This is a genomic window from Streptomyces sp. NEAU-174 (assembly GCF_052665095.1).
This window is the reverse complement of record NZ_JBQTCE010000006.1, coordinates 76,812-92,236: the sequence shown is the minus strand read 5'-3', so window position 1 is coordinate 92,236 and position 15,425 is coordinate 76,812. Positions and strand designations below refer to the sequence as shown.

Here is a 15,425-nt window from a genome sequence, read left to right as displayed (position 1 = left end):
TCAGGCAGGCCGTCCCAACAGGAACGTCGCGACACAAGCCGCATGATCATCGTCGTCGGCGGATAGCACCAGGTCCCGCGAGCCCGCCCCACCGCTGCAAGGCGCCACGAACGTGGGGCGCGCGGTCGCGGTGTCCCTGGTCGTGAACACGAAGCGGCTCTCCGTGACCGTCACCAAAGCAATACCATGCGCTGCCGCGAACTCGACCGCACCGCTCTGGTACGGCGAAGTGGCGACCATTACACCCTTATGCGCGCCGACGCTGTGGATCTTCTGGTGAAGCACCTGGACGAGTTCACGCTTGATCGGATTCCGGTGCAGCTTGGCCTCGACGACCACCAGAAAGGCCATTCCCGCGAACCGGTACCGGACGGTCGCGTCGAAGTCGTACGTACCATCGGCGCCAACGATTTTCTCGCGCACGGTGACCACGAGGTCGTCCACCTCCGACCCCGCCGCGCCCAGCAGTTCCCCCGCGACGAATTCCTCGAACTCCCCAGGGGTGATCGCCGGGTGCGGGTAACGCATGGTGCGGTTGTCCTCGGTCACGCGCCGACATTATTCCAGGCCGTCACATTGTCGACTGCCTCGGCGCCGGAGCCCGTCGCTGGGCCATGTCCGGGCCCTTGATCGGTTTACCAGTGGCGCCGCACCTGGAGGAAGGGCGGACGCGAGGCGCTGCGCTCCAAAGGCTCCTGCGACTACAGACTGAGAGCGCCGGTGTCCTCGGTGGCCGTGGCCGGGGTGTCGGTGATGCCGAGCCGTAGGTGTTCGACGTGGTACAGGGCCTGGTCGAGGAGTTCGGCGACGTGGTGGTCGTACAGGGCGTAGACCACGGACCGGCCCTTGCGGGTGCCGGTGACCAGGCCGAGGTTGCGCAGCAGGCGGAGCTGGTGGGAACAGGCGGACTGCTCCATGCCGACCTCGGCGGCCAGCTCGGTGGCGGGCAGCGCCCCCTCGCGCAGCCGGGCGAGGATCAGCAGACGGGAGGGTGTCGCCAGCGCTTGCAGCGTGGTGGCGACCTTCGCGGCGTCGTCCGCGTTCAGGCGCGTGCGCGGGACGCTGCTGGCAGACGGTGCGGCTCCATGACCCATGGGCCCAGGGTAGCCGAATGTATACATGAAGGTGTGTTCATGTGTTCCTGTATGGTGGTGGAGTTGGACCGAATCGACCCCCGTGCGCGTAAGGATCACCACCGCATGTCTTCGCCCCTGACCCGTCCGGCGGCCCCACCGGCTGTCCGTGACGCGGTAACGCCCCGGCGCCGCACACGGATCTTCGCGCTGCCCGAGGCCCGCTGGGCGTTCGCGGCTCTGGTGCTGTTCCTGATCGCACTGCCGCTTCAGCTGCTCGGCGCCCCAGCGTGGGCGTGGGGCCCGCTGTACACGCTCACCTACATCACCGGTGGCTGGGAGCCCGGCTGGGCGGGCCTTCAGGCCCTGAAGGACAAGAGGTTGGATGTGGACCTGCTGATGGTCGTCGCCGCGATCGGCGCCGCCGCCATCGGGCAGGTCCTCGACGGCGCGCTGCTGATCGTCATCTTCGCCACCTCCGGTGCCCTGGAGGCCATCGCCACCGCCCGGACCGCGGATTCGGTGCGCGGCCTGCTGGACCTGGCCCCCACGACCGCGACCCGCCTGGCCGACGACGGCAGCGAGCAGACGGTGGCCACCGAACAGCTGACGGTCGGCGACACCATCCTGGTCCGGCCCGGCGAGCGCATCGGCGCCGACGGCCGCGTCCTGGACGGCGCCGGCGAGGTGGACCAGGCCACCATCACCGGCGAGCCGCTGCCGGTGGCGAAGGAAGTCGGGGACGAGGTGTTCGCCGGGACTCTCAACGGCACCGGCGCGCTGCGGGTGAAGACCGAGCGCGACCCCGCCGACTCGGTCATCGCCCGCATCGTGAAGATGGTCGAAGAAGCCTCCGAGACCAAGGCGCCGACCCAGCTGTTCATCGAGAAGGTGGAACAGCGGTACTCCATCGGCATGGTGGCCGCCACGGTGGCCCTCTTCGTCCTGCCCCTGCTCTTCGGCGCAGCGTTGCAGCCCACCCTGCTGCGGGCGATGACGTTCATGATCGTCGCCTCGCCGTGCGCGGTGGTGCTGGCCACCATGCCGCCGCTGCTGTCCGCGATCGCCAACGCCGGACGCCACGGCGTGCTGGTCAAGTCCGCCGTGGTCATGGAACAGCTCGGGCAGGTCGACGCCGTCGCACTGGACAAGACGGGCACCCTGACCGAAGGCACCCCCTACGTCACCGACGTGCGCCCGCTGTCCGCCTCCGGCCTGGACGAGGATGCGCTGCTGCGGCTCGCGGCCGCCGCCGAGCACCCCAGCGAGCACCCCCTCGCGCGGGCCGTCGTGGACGCCGCCCGCACCCGCGGCCTGGACGTCCCCGTGGTGGAGGACTTCACCTCAGCGCCCGGTACCGGCGTGACGGCCACCGTCGACGGCCGCGCGGTCGCGGTCGGCAGCCCCGCCCGGCTGCTGGACGGCCGTGGCACCGACGCCACCGCTGTGGTGGCCGGGCAACTGGAAGAGGAGGGCCGTACCGCTGTCCTGGTCCAGGTGGACGGCGCCCCGGCCGGGGTGCTCGGCATCGCCGACCGGCTCCGTGAGGAAGCCGCCGCCACCGTCACCGCCCTGACCACGCTCACCGGCAGCACGCCCGTGCTGGTCACCGGTGACAACCCGCGCGCCGCCGCCCGCCTCGCCGGCGAGGTCGGCATCACCGACGTCCGCGCCGGTCTCCTACCCCAGGACAAGGTGGCGAGCGTCAACGAACTGGAGCAGGCCGGACGCAAGGTGCTCGTGGTCGGCGACGGTGTCAACGACGCCCCCGCCCTGGCTGCCGCCCACACCGGCATCGCCATGGGCCACGCAGGCTCCGACCTCGCCCTGGAGACCGCCGACGCCGTCGTCGTGCGCGACGAGCTGGCCACCATCCCCACCGTTGTGGCCCTCTCCCGCCGGGCCCGCAAGCTGGTCATGCAGAACCTGGTGATCGCCTCGGTGTTCATCACCGGCCTGGTCATCTGGGACCTGGTCGGCACCCTGCCGCTGCCGCTCGGCGTCGCCGGCCACGAGGGCTCCACCGTCATCGTCGGCCTCAACGGACTGTGCCTGCTGGCCGATACCGCCTGGCGCCGCGCCCGCACCGGGAACGACCAGTGAGCCGCCGCACCCGCAAAGCCACACCCGCCACGGCGGGAGCGGCCCACTGCCTGACCCGCCCCACACGAAGGCTCCACTCGAGCATCACGGGCGGAACCTTGGTCCTCCTGGAGCCCTGCGAGGCCTTGGCGAGAAGGCGCGGCCGGCACGGCCACCGCCGTCACCCCCTGATGTGGCGTCCACGTACGCAGGCGCCCGCCTCTCTGCCGTTACCATTGCTATTAAACTACTTAGTAGGCTGTTCCTACGCCCGAACCACACGGCATGATCCGGTCCGCTTCGGTAGTGTCGGACGGCGAAGCGACCACGGATGGAGCCACGAACATGCATGTGAGCCGATGCGCACGAATGGGAGGCGCCCTCGGGCACCTCCTGCTCGTCGTCGTGCTCGCGATGGGCGTTTTCGTGATGCACTCGATGGGCCATCCCGACAGCGCCGCCGACACGAGCATGGGAGCGGCTCACGCATCGGCCACGACCGCCCACCCAGGCGGCGGCATGTCCTCGCCGCAGGGCGTTGTCGTCTCCTCGCACACGTCGGACCCGCATCAGGACGGCAAGACGTCTTCCCACTCCCCGGCCATGGGGATGGACATGGCCTCGCTGTGCGTGGCCGTGCTCGGCACGTGGATTCTCGCCAGTCTTCTCCGGGCGGTTCTGAGCCGCGGGACGGACTGGCCGGCACGGCTTCGCGATGCCGCCGTGGCGGTCCTGCGCCCCAACCCCCCTCCGCTCAGACCACCTGACCTCGCTCAACTGTCAGTCCTGCGGATCTAGGCCGAACGCCACCGCGGGCGGCTCGCGCTGCCCGCGTACCCCGTTCGACAGGCTTTCCGCAGAACAGACAACACGAGGTTTTCGACATGACCGCCATCAAGCGCAGCACGCTGCGTCCGCGCGCCCGCCGCATCGCTCTCGTCAGCACCGTCGCCGCCGCAGGCCTGGTCCTCGCCGCCTGTGGCAACGACGACGACATGAGCGGCATGGACCACGGGAGCAAGAGCAAGACCTCCGCCTCGGCGAGCGCGACCACCGGGGAGAACCCCGCGCCGGGCACGTTCAACGACGCGGACGTGAAATTCGCGCAGATGATGATCCCCCACCACGAGCAGGCCGTCGAGATGTCCAAGCTCGCCGACGAGCAGGCGGAGGACGCCAAGATCAAGACCCTCGCCGGGGACATCGAGAAGGCTCAGGATCCCGAGATCAAGAAGATGAAGTCCTGGCTCAAGGCATGGGGCAAGCCCGAGTCGGGCAGCAGCATGCCCGGCATGGACCACGGCTCCGACAGCAGCATGCCCGGTATGGATCACGGTTCCGGCAGCTCTGACGACTCGGGCATGCCCGGGATGATGTCCGACAAGGACATGAAGGAGCTGAAGGCCGCCAAGGGCGCGGACTTCGACAAGATGTTCGCGCAGATGATGATCGGCCACCACAACGGGGCGATCGACATGGCCAAGGACGAGCAGAAGAACGGGAAGAACGCCACGGCGAAGAAGCTCGCCGACGATGTGGTGAAGACCCAGACCGCCGAGGTCAAGCAGCTCCAGGGCATGCTCGACAAGCTCTGATCCGATCACCCGCTGACCGTTCCGGGCTCAGCCGGTCACTCCGGTGAGCCCGGGGCGGTCACGCCCACACACTCCTTACTCGGGCCGCGCCCGGTCATGTCCCGGCCCGCCCCCACCATGCAACGAGGACCCATGAAGACGCACCGCGCTGTCCAGGCGGCCACCGCCGTCGCCCTCGGCCTCACACTGGCCGCCTGCTCCAGCGGAGACGGCGACACGGACTCGTCCGATGCCGTCACGACCGTCAGCCACATCCACGGACTCGGGCTGGACCCGTCCGACCAGCGCCTGTACGTCGCGACCCACGAAGGCATCTACACCCCCGGCCCCAAGGGCAATCCCAAGCTGGTGGGCGACAGCAAGGACGACTTCATGGGCTTCACGGTGGCCCAGGGCAAGACCTTTTACGCCAGCGGCCACCCTGCCTCCGGAGCGGACGGTCCCGGCAACAAGGGACTGATCAAGAGCACCGACGCGGGCAGGAGCTGGAGGTCGCTCTCCCTCTCGGGGGAGTCCGACTTCCACGCGCTGGACTACGCACACGGCACCGTCTACGGCTACGACTCCACAGGCGGCCTGCTCCGCACCAGCAAGGACGGCACCACCTGGAAGGACCGAGCGACCCTCCAAGCGCTCGACATCGCGGTCAACCCGGATGACGCCGACCTCGTGCTCGCCACCACCGCGGAAGGAGTCGCCCGCAGTACGGACGGCGGCAAGACCTTCGCCGAGGGCAAGCAGCCAGTGATGGCCTTCCTCTCCTGGAAGGCCAAGAACGCCCTCTACGGCATCGACACCTCCGGCAGGCTGAGCCGCAGCACCGACGGCGGCGCCACCTGGAAGAGGCTCGCCACCGTCCCTGGCGGACAGCCTCAGGCGCTCACCGCCGTCGACGCCCAGCACGTCCTGGCCGCGACACAGAGCGGCGTCTACGAGTCGAAGGACGGCGGCAAGACGTTCACCAAGCGCCTCGCCGTCGAAGCGAGCGGCGGCCACTGACCCCTCGGCGAAACGCCATGTCGGCGCGTGCGGCCTCGGGCCGCCCACCGCCGAAGCGGTGAGCGGCCCGGGCCCTGCGATCTTGATATGGGGTCAGCCGAGGGTGACCGAGCGGGCGAAGGTGGCGTCGGTCTCCTGGGCGATTTCGTTGAGTACGTCGGCGGGGACGTCGCTGTCGACGTTCAGGACGGCGAGCGCCTCACCGCCCGGCACGGACCGGGAGACCTGCATGCCGGCGATGTTCAGGCCCGACTCGCCGAGTACGTGGCCGACGGTGCCGACGATGCCGGGCCGGTCCTTGTACCGCAGGAAGACCATGTGGTCGCTGACCGCGAGGTCGATGGTGTGCTGACCCACCGACACGATCTTCTGGATGTTCCTGGGGCCGGCCAGCGTGCCGGAGACCGCGACCTGCTCACCGCTGTTCAGGGTGCCACGGACGGTCACCACATGGTGGTGGTCGGGGGACGTCGAGCTGGTGGTGTGGCGCACGTCGACCCTGCGTTCCTGTGCGAGCAGTGGTGCGTTGACGTAGGAAACCGCCTGGTCGACGACGTTCTCGAAGACGCCCTTGAGTGCGGAGAGTTCCAGCACCTTGACGTTGTGCCGGGTGATGTCGCCGTAGACCTCGACATCGAGCCGGACCGCGACCTCGCCGGCCAGGGCGGTGAAGATCCGGCCGAGGTTCTCGGCGAGCGGCACGCAGGGGCGGACGTCCTCGGCGATGACACCGCCCTCGACGTTGACCGCGTCCGGGACCAGCTCTCCCGCGAGCGCCAGCCGCACCGACTCGGCGACGGCGATGCCCGCCTTCTCCTGGGCCTCATCGGTCGAGGCGCCCAGGTGCGGGGTGGCCACGACGTTGTCGAACTCGAAGAGCGGGGAGTCGGTGCACGGCTCCTGGGCGAAGACGTCCAGTCCCGCGGCGGCGACGCGGCCCTCCTTGAGCGCGCTGGACAGTGCCTGCTCGTCGACGATCCCGCCGCGCGCGGCGTTGACGATCCGCACCTCCGGCTTGACCTTGTGCAGTGCCTCGTCGCCGATCAGACCGACGGTCTCGGGCGTCTTCGGAAGGTGGACCGTGATGAAGTCGGAGACCTCCAGCAGCTCATCGAGCGAGAGGAGCTTGACGCCCAGCTGCGCGGCGCGCGCGGGCTGAACGTACGGGTCGTAGGCGACGACCTTCATCCCGAAGGCGGACATCCGCTGGGCGACCAGCACGCCGATGCGGCCGAGGCCGACCACACCGAGGGTCTTCTCGCTCAGTTCGACGCCGGTGTACTTGCTGCGCTTCCACTCGCCGTTCTTCAGTGCGGCATTGGCCTGCGGAATGTTCCGCGCGGTGGCGAGGAGCAGGCCACAGGCGAGCTCGGCGGCGGTGACGATGTTGGATGTGGGGGCGTTGACGACCATGACGCCGGCCTTGGTGGCGGCGGAGACGTCGACGTTGTCGAGGCCGACCCCGGCGCGGGCGACGACCTTCAGCTTCTTGGCGGCGGCGATGGCCTCCGCGTCGACCTTGGTCGCGCTTCGCACCAGGATCGCGTCCACATCCGCGATCGCGGGGAGGAGTTCGGCTCGATCGGCGCCATCGCAGAGCCGGATCTCGAAGTCCGGGCCCAGGGCGCCGACAGTGGCGGGCGACAGCTTTTCAGCCAGGAGTACGACAGGTTTCGAGCTCACGGTGGATTTCCATCCCTACTGGTTCGTTGAGGAACGGCCGCCCCGGCGGCCGCATACGGTGCCAGTTCCGGCGCATGGCCGACAGGGAGGACGAAGGAAAGCTCGTCCCCCCTGCCGCGGGACCATGGGTCAGGCAGACACCGACTCGGGCTGTGTCTCGCGCACCGGCGGCGCGAGGCGGCCGGTGCGGTGCAGTCCGTACAGGGCGGCGGCACAGGCCAGGCCGAGTGCGCAGAACGCGATCCACGGGAGCGCGGAGACGCCGGCCGCGCGGGCGGCGTCCAGAGAGGCCCCGGTCAGCAGGTTCCCGAGCGTGATGCCGACGCCGCAGATGGTGTTGTAGAGCCCGTAGTGGGTGGCGACCAGGCGGTCACCGGAGAGCCGGACGATGGTGTCCATCTCGAACGGGTAGGCGATCATCGTCCCCACCGCCAGGAGCAGAGCGGAGAGCGCGGGCGGTACGGCCGCGAGCAGCCACCGCCCCATGCCGCCCTCCGGCACGGGCACGGCCGTCGGTACCAGCAGGGGCACGAACGCCACGCCCATGGTGAGCAGGCCCCAGGCAAGGGCCCGGCCCGGCTCCATGCGGGCCTTGCACCACGCGGTCACCTTGGTCTGGAAGAGGATCGTGCTCAAGCCCGAGACAGCGAAGAGCATCGCCACCGCCGCTGTCCCGGACGTTCCGTCGCCGCCCAGGCGCCGCACTTCCAGCGGCAGGGCGAGATAGACCTGGAACTGCATGACATAGAAGCCGATCATGGCGACCGAGAACAGCAGGAACGGCCGGTTGGCCACGATGGTGCGCCACTGGGACAGCACGCCGTCCTGTTGGCCGCTTCCCTTGGTGGTCGGTGCGTCATGTGCGCGGCGGGCGGGGAGACTGCGGAGCTGCACGATGCTCAGCAGCGCGAAGATCCCGGCCGACACCAGGCAGGCGACGCGGAAGTCGACACCGGTGAGCACCATGCCGACGAGGGGGCCGAGCAGGATGCCGGCCTGGTAGAAGATGTTGAACAGCCCGAACGCTTCGACCCTGCGCTCCCCGGCGTCCGCCGCCAGATAGGCCCTCACCGCCGGGTTGAACAGGGCGCCCGCCAGCCCGGTCGCCGCGGATGCGGCGAGCAGCGCGGGCAGCGCGTCCACCAGACCGAGGGTCGCGAAGCCGACGATGCGGAGCATCAGCCCGGCGATGATCAGCGGCTTGTAGCCGAGCCGGTCGGCCAGGGTTCCGCCGACCAGGAACATCCCCTGCTGGCTGAAGTTGCGTATGCCGAGCACGAGCCCGACGGCCCAGCCGGCCAGCCCGACCGTGCCGGACAGGTGCGCGGCCAAGTACGGCATCAGCATGTAGAAGCCGAGGTTGATGGAGAACTGGTTCACCATCAGCAACTGGACGCTGCGCGGGTAGGAGCGCATCTGCGCCCAGGTTCCCCCGGAACGTGACTGCCGGTCCATCACCGGTCTCCCTCCTCCTGGGTGTCGAACCCGGGGAGCTCTGCGGCGTCGTGCACCTGCGCCGGGTCGGACAGGGTGAGCGGGTCGACCACGGTGGTGCACCGGGTCCAGCGGCTGACTTCCTTTTCGTCCAGGCGGCCGATCGTCTCCGGTTCGACGGGCGGCGGGGAGTCGAGCAGACCGTGGGCGGCGCAGTAGTCGTCGTCGTAGACCGTGCCGAGATAGCGTTGCGGGCCGTCGGGGAAGATGGCCGCGATCTTCGTGTCCGCGGGCAGGGTACGGGCCAGCCAGCCCGCCACCAGGGCGACCGCGCCGACGCTCCAGCCGCCGGTGGCGTAGTGGGAGGTGGCGAGCCGGCGGCAGGTCCACACCGCTTCGGCCGGTGCCACCCAGTGCACCTCGCTGAAATTGTCGTAGGCGACGTTGCGGGGGTAGATGCTTGAACCCAGGCCGCGCATCAGCCGGGTGCGGGCCGGCTGCCCGAAGATGGTCGACCCGATGGTGTCGACGCCGACGAGCTTCAGCTCCGGGTACAGGGCCTGCAACGCTCGGGAGACGCCAGCGGAGTGGCCGCCGGTACCCACGCTGCACACCAGCACGTCGATATGGCCCAGTTCGGAGGCCAGCTCCAGCGCGAGCGGGGTGTAGGCGGTGGTGTTGTCGGGATTGTTGTACTGGTCGGGGCACCACGAGCCGGGGTGCTGCGCCATGAGCTGAGCCACTCGCTCGCGCCGCGCCTGCTGCCAGCCGCCGGTGGGGTGGGGTTCGGAGACGACGTCGACCTGGGCTCCGTAGGTGGTCAGCAGCTGGGTCATGGACCGCTCCAACCCTGGGTCGGTGACCAGGGTGACGGGGTGGCGGTAGACCATGCCGGCCAGAGCCAGTCCCAGGCCGAGGGTGCCGCTGGTGGATTCGATGATCCTGGCGCCGGGGCGCAGATCACCACGGGCGCGGGCCCGCTCGACCATGTACAGGCCGGGCCGGTCCTTGATCCCGCCGGGGTTGAAACCCTCCAGCTTCGCCCAGAACCCCCGGTCAGCGGGGGTGAGGGGATCGGAGATCCGGAGAACCGGGGTGTTGCCCACGAGCCCGGACAGGGCCGAGCGGGCGGGAAGTGTGATCTCGGTTGTGGTCTGCGGGTTCATCTTCCGCTCTCATCGGTGGTGTGACGGGGTTTCGTCGGGCGCGCCGTCCGGTCCAGGAAGAGGCATCCGCCTCGATGACCTGGTGGCAGCACGCGCGGCCCGTGTCGATGGCCGCGAAGGCCCGTCTAGATCCGCCACCGGCAGACGACGGTAAGAGTGGTGCGTCCTGAACGCCGTATCCGGGGTCTGCTTCCTCCGTGTCGAGCGACCCACTGCCGACCGGTCACGGCGGCGGTCACTCCCGCCGCCGCTCCGGCGAGGACGGCCGGGGCCGCGGTGTCCGTGAACAACTGCCGGGCCTGCGGCGGGGCTTGGCTGACCACGTGCGGCGCGCAATGCGCACCGGAGTGTGGATGCGGTCCGTGGGGCATCGCACGCTCGGTGGCCGCCGACGCGAGCGGGGGGAGATCGGCCGAGGCCGAGGGCCGGCCCTGCGTGTGGTTGTCGTCAGCGTGCGAGGCAGAACAGCCGAGCGCCCACAGCAGCAAGACTCCGAGGACGAGGACCAGCAGCCGCAGCAGCCGAGTCCTGGTAGCCGGGCGGCTGATGTGAGCGCGAGAAAGGGGGCGTAACGGCACGGTTCCTCCGGGGAGCGGCCGCCGCTCCCACGGCGTGGGGTGAGCGGCGGATCGGGATCAGCAGGCATCCGAGCAGGCAGGCGCCGAGGAGCGGTCCGTTCAACGCGAGGAAGCGTGGCCACGGACGTCCAGGGAGCCGGGATTTGACCCCATGTGGCCGACCCGTCCCGCAGGGCGGGCTGTCATCTCTCGGGAGAGTGGCGGCCAGTCGGGGACGCCGGAATCTAGACCTGCTGCACCATGGAGACTCCCGAATCCGTCAGCGAAGGAACGGTCGGCTTCGACCGGAAGGGGTCGGGCTTCCCCCATGCAAACGGGTGCGTCGTTGGCACACGGCCCCGTGTGGACAGACTTGGAGCGGCCAGATACAGGTCCTGCTGGGGCTGGCCGGAGACGCAGCCTTCAGCCGGGTGGGGCGGGCCGTCACCCTCGTGCTGGCCGTCGGCTGCCGCAGCGTCAGGCGACGCGCTCGCGACAGCGCCGCCCCCTCCGGACCCGCTCGTGTGACCTTCCTGCATCACGGCGGACGCGTGTGCGGGCGCGGTTGCACCGACCCCTGCGTGCCCCTGGGCGCTCTCCGCGCTCGCGCCGTGCGTGACCAGGACGCCGAGCACCAGCACGGCCAGCCACAGCAGACGCAACGGCCCCGCGGAGCGGGGCCGCGGCATGCCCGAGCGCAACCAAGCCGTAACCATGCCGTGATCGTAACCATTGCCCGGCGGTGCGGCGCAAACTTCCCTCGGAAACACCGCGTTAACATCTGTACACACATTTCACGCAATGGATCAGGCTGATGCTTCGGGTCTCGTGAAACGACAGGTCGTCCCACCCTCGGCACCCATTCGCACGAGCCGCGACCACCTGGCCTCCGCCAGACGTGATCCGCCTCACCCTCAACTGGGGAGAGGCGGACAACGTTATCCATCGATCAGGATCTGACGGGTTGGCTCACCAACGCCCCGATCCGATCCATGTGGGCGTATCCCCATTCGCACAGCGGGCGCAGCGCTTCAGCCAGGCTGGAGCCGTACGGCGTCAGGGAGTATTCGACGTGAGGGGGAAGCTCCTGGAAGTCCTTGCGGACGACAATGCGGTCTGCCTCAAGGTCTTTGAGCGCACCGATCAGCACTTTCTCGGTAACGCCGTCGACAAGGCGGCGCAGCTGGCCGAACCGCTGGGGACCGTGCATGGCGAGCTGCCACAGCACCAGAAACTTCCACCTGCCCCCGACGACGGACAGTGCGGCGTCCAATCCGCAGTAGAACCCACGCTCAGTCATCTGGACATATCCTTCCGTCCGCCACCTACATCAATCCGCTTCGGCGTCAGTGCAGGGTGGCGACCTGGTCGACGGTGAACGGGATCAGCGCCTCCGTGTCCCCGGTGAGGACCTTGCGAGCCCACTCCGGGTCGGCGATCAGGGCCCGGCCGACCGCGATCAAGTCGAACTCGTCCCGCTCCAGCCGGTCCAGCAGGTTCTGGATGCCCGCCACCCCGGTCCGGCTCCCGCTCTCGAACCCCGGCTTGAACGCCTTGTCCAGGCCGACGGAGCCGACGCTGATGGTGGGCTTGCCGGTGAGCTTCTTGGTCCAGCCCGCGAGATTCAGGTCCGAGTCCTCGAACTCCGGCACCCAGTACCGGCGGGTGGAGGAGTGGAAGGCGTCCACCCCGGCCTCCGCGAGCGGGATGAGGACCGCCTCCAGCTCCTGCGGGGTGGTGGCCAGCCGCGCGTCGTAGTTGCCCACCTTCCACTGCGAGGTGCGGAAGACGATCGGGAAGTCGGCGGAGACGGCCTTCCGGCAGGCGGCCACGATCTCGGCGGCGAACCGGGTACGGGCGACCGGGTCACCGCCGTAGCCGTCGGTGCGGCGGTTGGTGCGCTCCCACAGGAACTGGTCGATCAGAAGGCCATGGGCGCCGTGCACTTCGACGCCGTCGAAGCCGGTGCGCTCGGCCGCGGCGGCGGCCTCGGCGAAGGCGGCGATCACCGCGTCCAGGTCGTCCTGGGTCATGGCCTTACCGGCCGGGGCGCCGTCCAGCCCGATACCCGACGGGCCGACCGTCGGGGCGTCGGGGAACGGGCCCGCGCCCTCGGGGCGCTGCACCCCGACGTGGCAGATCTGCGCCAAGATCCGGCCGCCCGCGCGGTGCACCTCCGCCACCACGTTCTTCCAGCCCGCCAGGGCGTCCTCGCCGTGGAACAGCGGCGCCGTGACGCTGTCCCCCGCCGCGTCGTGACGGATGTACGTTCCCTCGGTGACGATCAGCCCGACCCCGCCGGCCGCCCGGCGCGCGTAGTACCGCGCCACATCGGCACCGGGGACGCCGCCCGGCGAGAAGTCGCGCGTCATCGGCGCCATGACGATCCGGTTCGGGACGGTGAGCCCGCGCAGGGTGAACGGGCGGGACAGGGTCTGAGCCGCGCGGTCGGTGGCAGCGCTGCTGGCAGGCACGTGAATGCTCCTCGAAGTAGGACGACGTTTCCAAGGCTCGTGCGCCCGGAGTCGGGACGGGGCTTGACGGCTAGGCCGGTTGCCTACGCCAGAACCGAGGGAACATGCAGTTCCTTCCCGTGGACAAGTACCTACTTTTTTGTAAGTGCCCCCCAGTGTGGGTGTTTTACCTGGTCGTGTGGCAGCTCGCCTCGGAAGGGCTCGCTGTGCAGGATGCAGCCTGCTTTCAGGCCGCTGCGGCCGTGGGCCGTCCTCAGGGCCCGGGCGGCCGCCGGCCGTCTCATCGGCTTCTGCGGACTGCTCCGTGTTCCCAGGCCCAGGCCGCTATCTCGACCCGGTTGCGGGCGTTGAGCTTGGCCTGGATGCGTGCCAGGTATGTTTTCACCGTCGACAGCGACAGGAACAGCTCATTGCCGATCTCCTGGTTCGTGCGGCCCACGGCCACCAGCCGGACGATGTCCCGCTCCCGTTCGCTGAGGCCGGCGTCATCGGACGCCGCGGGCGCCTGCGCCGTCCCGCGTTCCGTCGCTTCCAGCTTCCGCAGGAGCCGCACGGTGACCGCGGGGGAGACGAGGGCGTCTCCCCGCGCTGCCGCCTGGACCGCTTCCACCAGAAGGGCGGGAGAGGCGTCCTTGAGCAGGAAACCGCATGCGCCGTTGCGCAGTGCGGTTCGCACATAGTCGTCCTGGTCGAATGTGGTGATCACGACGACGTTCATCGGGTCGGCCACGCCGGGACCGGCCAGCTGTCGCACAACCTCCAGCCCGTCCAGCCGCGGCATACGAATGTCGACCAGCACGACCCGGGGACGCAGACGACGCGCGAGTTCGATGCACTCCACACCGTCTGCCGCCTCACCGACCACCGTGATTCCTGGCTGCACACCAAGGATCAGGCTGAATCCCATCCGTACCAGTTCCTGGTCGTCGGCGATGACGACGTCAATCTGGGGTTCGTGCACTGACCGTTCCTGTCATCACGGGGCTGGGCTGCGTCGAGACGGCCCAGGTCGCTTCGTCGGAGCCCGGCTCCGGCAGGGCTCGGCCCGGGGTCATGACGGTGCGAGCGGGAGGGCGGCGGAGACTTCCCAGCCGCCGTCGGGCAGCGGCCCGGCGCGCAGGGTGCCGTCGAGGGCCTCGACGCGTTCTCGGAGCCCGAGCAGGCCGAAGCCGCCCCGGCCCCCGGCCGGCGTGAGCGCCCTGCGGTGAGGTGGAGTGTTGGTGACGGTCACGCGCAGCCGCTCGGTGTCGGCATCCAGGCGGACGACGGTGTGCGCGTTCGATGCGTGGCGGCGTACGTTGGTCAGGGCTTCCTGGACCACGCGGTGGGCGGAGGTCTCCATTTCGGGGCTCAGTCGGACCACCCGCGCTGCCGCTGTCGCTTCGAGGCGTGCCGTCTCGGCTTCGGTGGGCCCGGAGCCGGGCGACGCGGCGGCGCAGTGGGCGGACACGAGTTCACCGAGATCGGTGAGCAAGTCGCCGGGCCGCAATGACGTGTTGCTCTCCTCGCGCAGGACGCGGACCAGACGGCGCGTGGATTCCAGGGTCTCGGCACCGGTCCGGGCGATGTTGTGCAGAATAGGCTCGATCTTGTCCGGTGCGGCGGCCTGGATGGACAAGGCGGCGTTGGCCTGCACGATGATGCCGGTCATGTGATGGGCGATGAGATCGTGCAGATCGCGGGCCAGGGCGAGGCGCTCCCCGTAGCGGACCTCGCGGGCCGTACGCTCTCTCCGCGCTTCCAGGGCTCGGATGGTATAGCCGAGCGTGATGAAGATGGCGAGGGCGACGGTCAGCACATAGCCGCCGCCGGTGAACGCCTGCCACGACCCGGCCCGCAGGGGAAGCAGAAGTACGGTCACGCTGATCAGGACGGTTTCCGCCACCGCGGCGGCCGGTCGGCCGGGTTGGGCTGAGGTGCGCAGGGCCATGCACAGCAGGCCCAATGTCTCCAGTGCTCCCCACCACGCCATGGTGCTCTGCGCGATCAGGCTCCAAGCGGTCAGCGCCAAGGACGGTGAGACCGCGACGGCGACGCACGTGCCCAGCGACGGCGACCAGGGGGTCTCGGCGACAGCCAGGGCGATCAGGGGGCCGGTGGCCACGACGGGCAGCCAGGCGGTTCCGGACGTCATGGAAGCGCTCGTGACCACGGCGATGTCCGCCAGCCAGGTAAGAGCGAACGCGAACAGGCCGCTGACGGTGATCAGCCGTCTGACGTGCGGAGTACGCGGAAGATGTCGATCCACGATGCTCAGCGTAGGAGGACGGATGGGCGCGGGGGGGGGGGGGGGGGGGGGAAAAACAAAAAACCCCCCCACCGCCTCGGGGTGGAGGGTTGTCTACGAGGACTATAGGGAGGG

Annotated in this window: 13 protein-coding genes; 4 read left to right on the top strand and 9 right to left on the bottom strand. The window is 69.6% G+C overall.

What is annotated here, in order from left to right:
* Together ACT2CW_RS18735 and ACT2CW_RS18730 are read right to left on the bottom strand one after the other, a co-directional pair.
* Entirely contained in the window at window positions 1-549 is a 549-nt protein-coding gene (locus ACT2CW_RS18735) for a restriction endonuclease (protein ID WP_445517444.1), read from the bottom strand.
* A gap of 152 nt (window positions 550-701) precedes the next feature.
* Complete coding sequence (locus ACT2CW_RS18730; protein ID WP_445517443.1) at window positions 702-1,094, bottom strand: ArsR/SmtB family transcription factor; 393 nt, start codon at window positions 1,092-1,094, stop codon at window positions 702-704.
* A 105-nt stretch (window positions 1,095-1,199) separates the two neighbouring features.
* On the opposite strand from ACT2CW_RS18730, the gene ACT2CW_RS18725 reads away from it, so the two are divergent.
* From ACT2CW_RS18725 to ACT2CW_RS18710, 4 genes are all read left to right on the top strand, one after another.
* Window positions 1,200-3,176, top strand: a complete 1,977-nt coding sequence (locus ACT2CW_RS18725; RefSeq protein ID WP_445517442.1) for a heavy metal translocating P-type ATPase — start codon at window positions 1,200-1,202, stop codon at window positions 3,174-3,176.
* Window positions 3,177-3,500: 324 nt separating this feature from the next.
* Complete coding sequence (locus ACT2CW_RS18720; protein WP_445517441.1) at window positions 3,501-3,953, top strand: DUF6153 family protein; 453 nt, start codon at window positions 3,501-3,503, stop codon at window positions 3,951-3,953.
* Window positions 3,954-4,039: 86 nt separating this feature from the next.
* On the top strand, window positions 4,040-4,750 hold the full coding sequence (locus ACT2CW_RS18715; RefSeq protein WP_445517440.1) for a DUF305 domain-containing protein: 711 nt from the start codon (window positions 4,040-4,042) through the stop codon (window positions 4,748-4,750).
* A 132-nt stretch (window positions 4,751-4,882) separates the two neighbouring features.
* Window positions 4,883-5,749, top strand: a complete 867-nt coding sequence (locus tag ACT2CW_RS18710; RefSeq protein WP_445517439.1) for a F510_1955 family glycosylhydrolase — start codon at window positions 4,883-4,885, stop codon at window positions 5,747-5,749.
* A gap of 93 nt (window positions 5,750-5,842) precedes the next feature.
* Here the strand turns inward: ACT2CW_RS18710 and serA are convergent, their stop codons facing one another.
* The 7 genes from serA to ACT2CW_RS18675 form a co-directional block, all read right to left on the bottom strand.
* A complete protein-coding gene (gene serA / locus ACT2CW_RS18705) occupies window positions 5,843-7,432 on the bottom strand; it encodes a phosphoglycerate dehydrogenase (RefSeq protein WP_445517438.1) in 1,590 nt (529 codons plus the stop codon).
* Window positions 7,433-7,561: 129 nt separating this feature from the next.
* Window positions 7,562-8,887, bottom strand: coding sequence for an MFS transporter (locus tag ACT2CW_RS18700; RefSeq protein WP_445517437.1), 1,326 nt, complete (start codon window positions 8,885-8,887; stop codon window positions 7,562-7,564).
* Window positions 8,887-10,032: a PLP-dependent cysteine synthase family protein gene (locus tag ACT2CW_RS18695; RefSeq protein WP_445517436.1), complete on the bottom strand. Its 1,146-nt coding sequence runs from the start codon at window positions 10,030-10,032 to the stop codon at window positions 8,887-8,889. Before ACT2CW_RS18695 ends, ACT2CW_RS18700 begins: the two co-directional genes overlap by 1 nt.
* A 1,506-nt stretch (window positions 10,033-11,538) precedes the next feature.
* On the bottom strand, window positions 11,539-11,889 hold the full coding sequence (locus ACT2CW_RS18690; protein WP_445517435.1) for a winged helix-turn-helix transcriptional regulator: 351 nt from the start codon (window positions 11,887-11,889) through the stop codon (window positions 11,539-11,541).
* A gap of 46 nt (window positions 11,890-11,935) precedes the next feature.
* Complete coding sequence (locus ACT2CW_RS18685; protein WP_445517434.1) at window positions 11,936-13,063, bottom strand: NADH:flavin oxidoreductase; 1,128 nt, start codon at window positions 13,061-13,063, stop codon at window positions 11,936-11,938.
* A 280-nt stretch (window positions 13,064-13,343) separates the two neighbouring features.
* Window positions 13,344-14,024, bottom strand: coding sequence for a response regulator (locus ACT2CW_RS18680; protein WP_164422930.1), 681 nt, complete (start codon window positions 14,022-14,024; stop codon window positions 13,344-13,346).
* A gap of 90 nt (window positions 14,025-14,114) precedes the next feature.
* Complete coding sequence (locus tag ACT2CW_RS18675; RefSeq protein ID WP_445517433.1) at window positions 14,115-15,311, bottom strand: sensor histidine kinase; 1,197 nt, start codon at window positions 15,309-15,311, stop codon at window positions 14,115-14,117.
* Window positions 15,312-15,425: the final 114 nt, after the last annotated feature.

Coding starts and splice junctions, on each gene's coding strand:
- ACT2CW_RS18730 (WP_445517443.1), bottom strand. CDS start 1,094: ATGGGTCATGGAGCCGCACCGTCTGCCAGCAGCGTCCCGCGCACGCGC.
- ACT2CW_RS18725 (WP_445517442.1), top strand. CDS start 1,200: ATGTCTTCGCCCCTGACCCGTCCGGCGGCCCCACCGGCTGTCCGTGAC.
- ACT2CW_RS18720 (WP_445517441.1), top strand. CDS start 3,501: ATGCATGTGAGCCGATGCGCACGAATGGGAGGCGCCCTCGGGCACCTC.
- ACT2CW_RS18715 (WP_445517440.1), top strand. CDS start 4,040: ATGACCGCCATCAAGCGCAGCACGCTGCGTCCGCGCGCCCGCCGCATC.
- ACT2CW_RS18710 (WP_445517439.1), top strand. CDS start 4,883: ATGAAGACGCACCGCGCTGTCCAGGCGGCCACCGCCGTCGCCCTCGGC.
- ACT2CW_RS18700 (WP_445517437.1), bottom strand. CDS start 8,887: ATGGACCGGCAGTCACGTTCCGGGGGAACCTGGGCGCAGATGCGCTCC.
- ACT2CW_RS18695 (WP_445517436.1), bottom strand. CDS start 10,032: ATGAACCCGCAGACCACAACCGAGATCACACTTCCCGCCCGCTCGGCC.
- ACT2CW_RS18690 (WP_445517435.1), bottom strand. CDS start 11,889: ATGACTGAGCGTGGGTTCTACTGCGGATTGGACGCCGCACTGTCCGTC.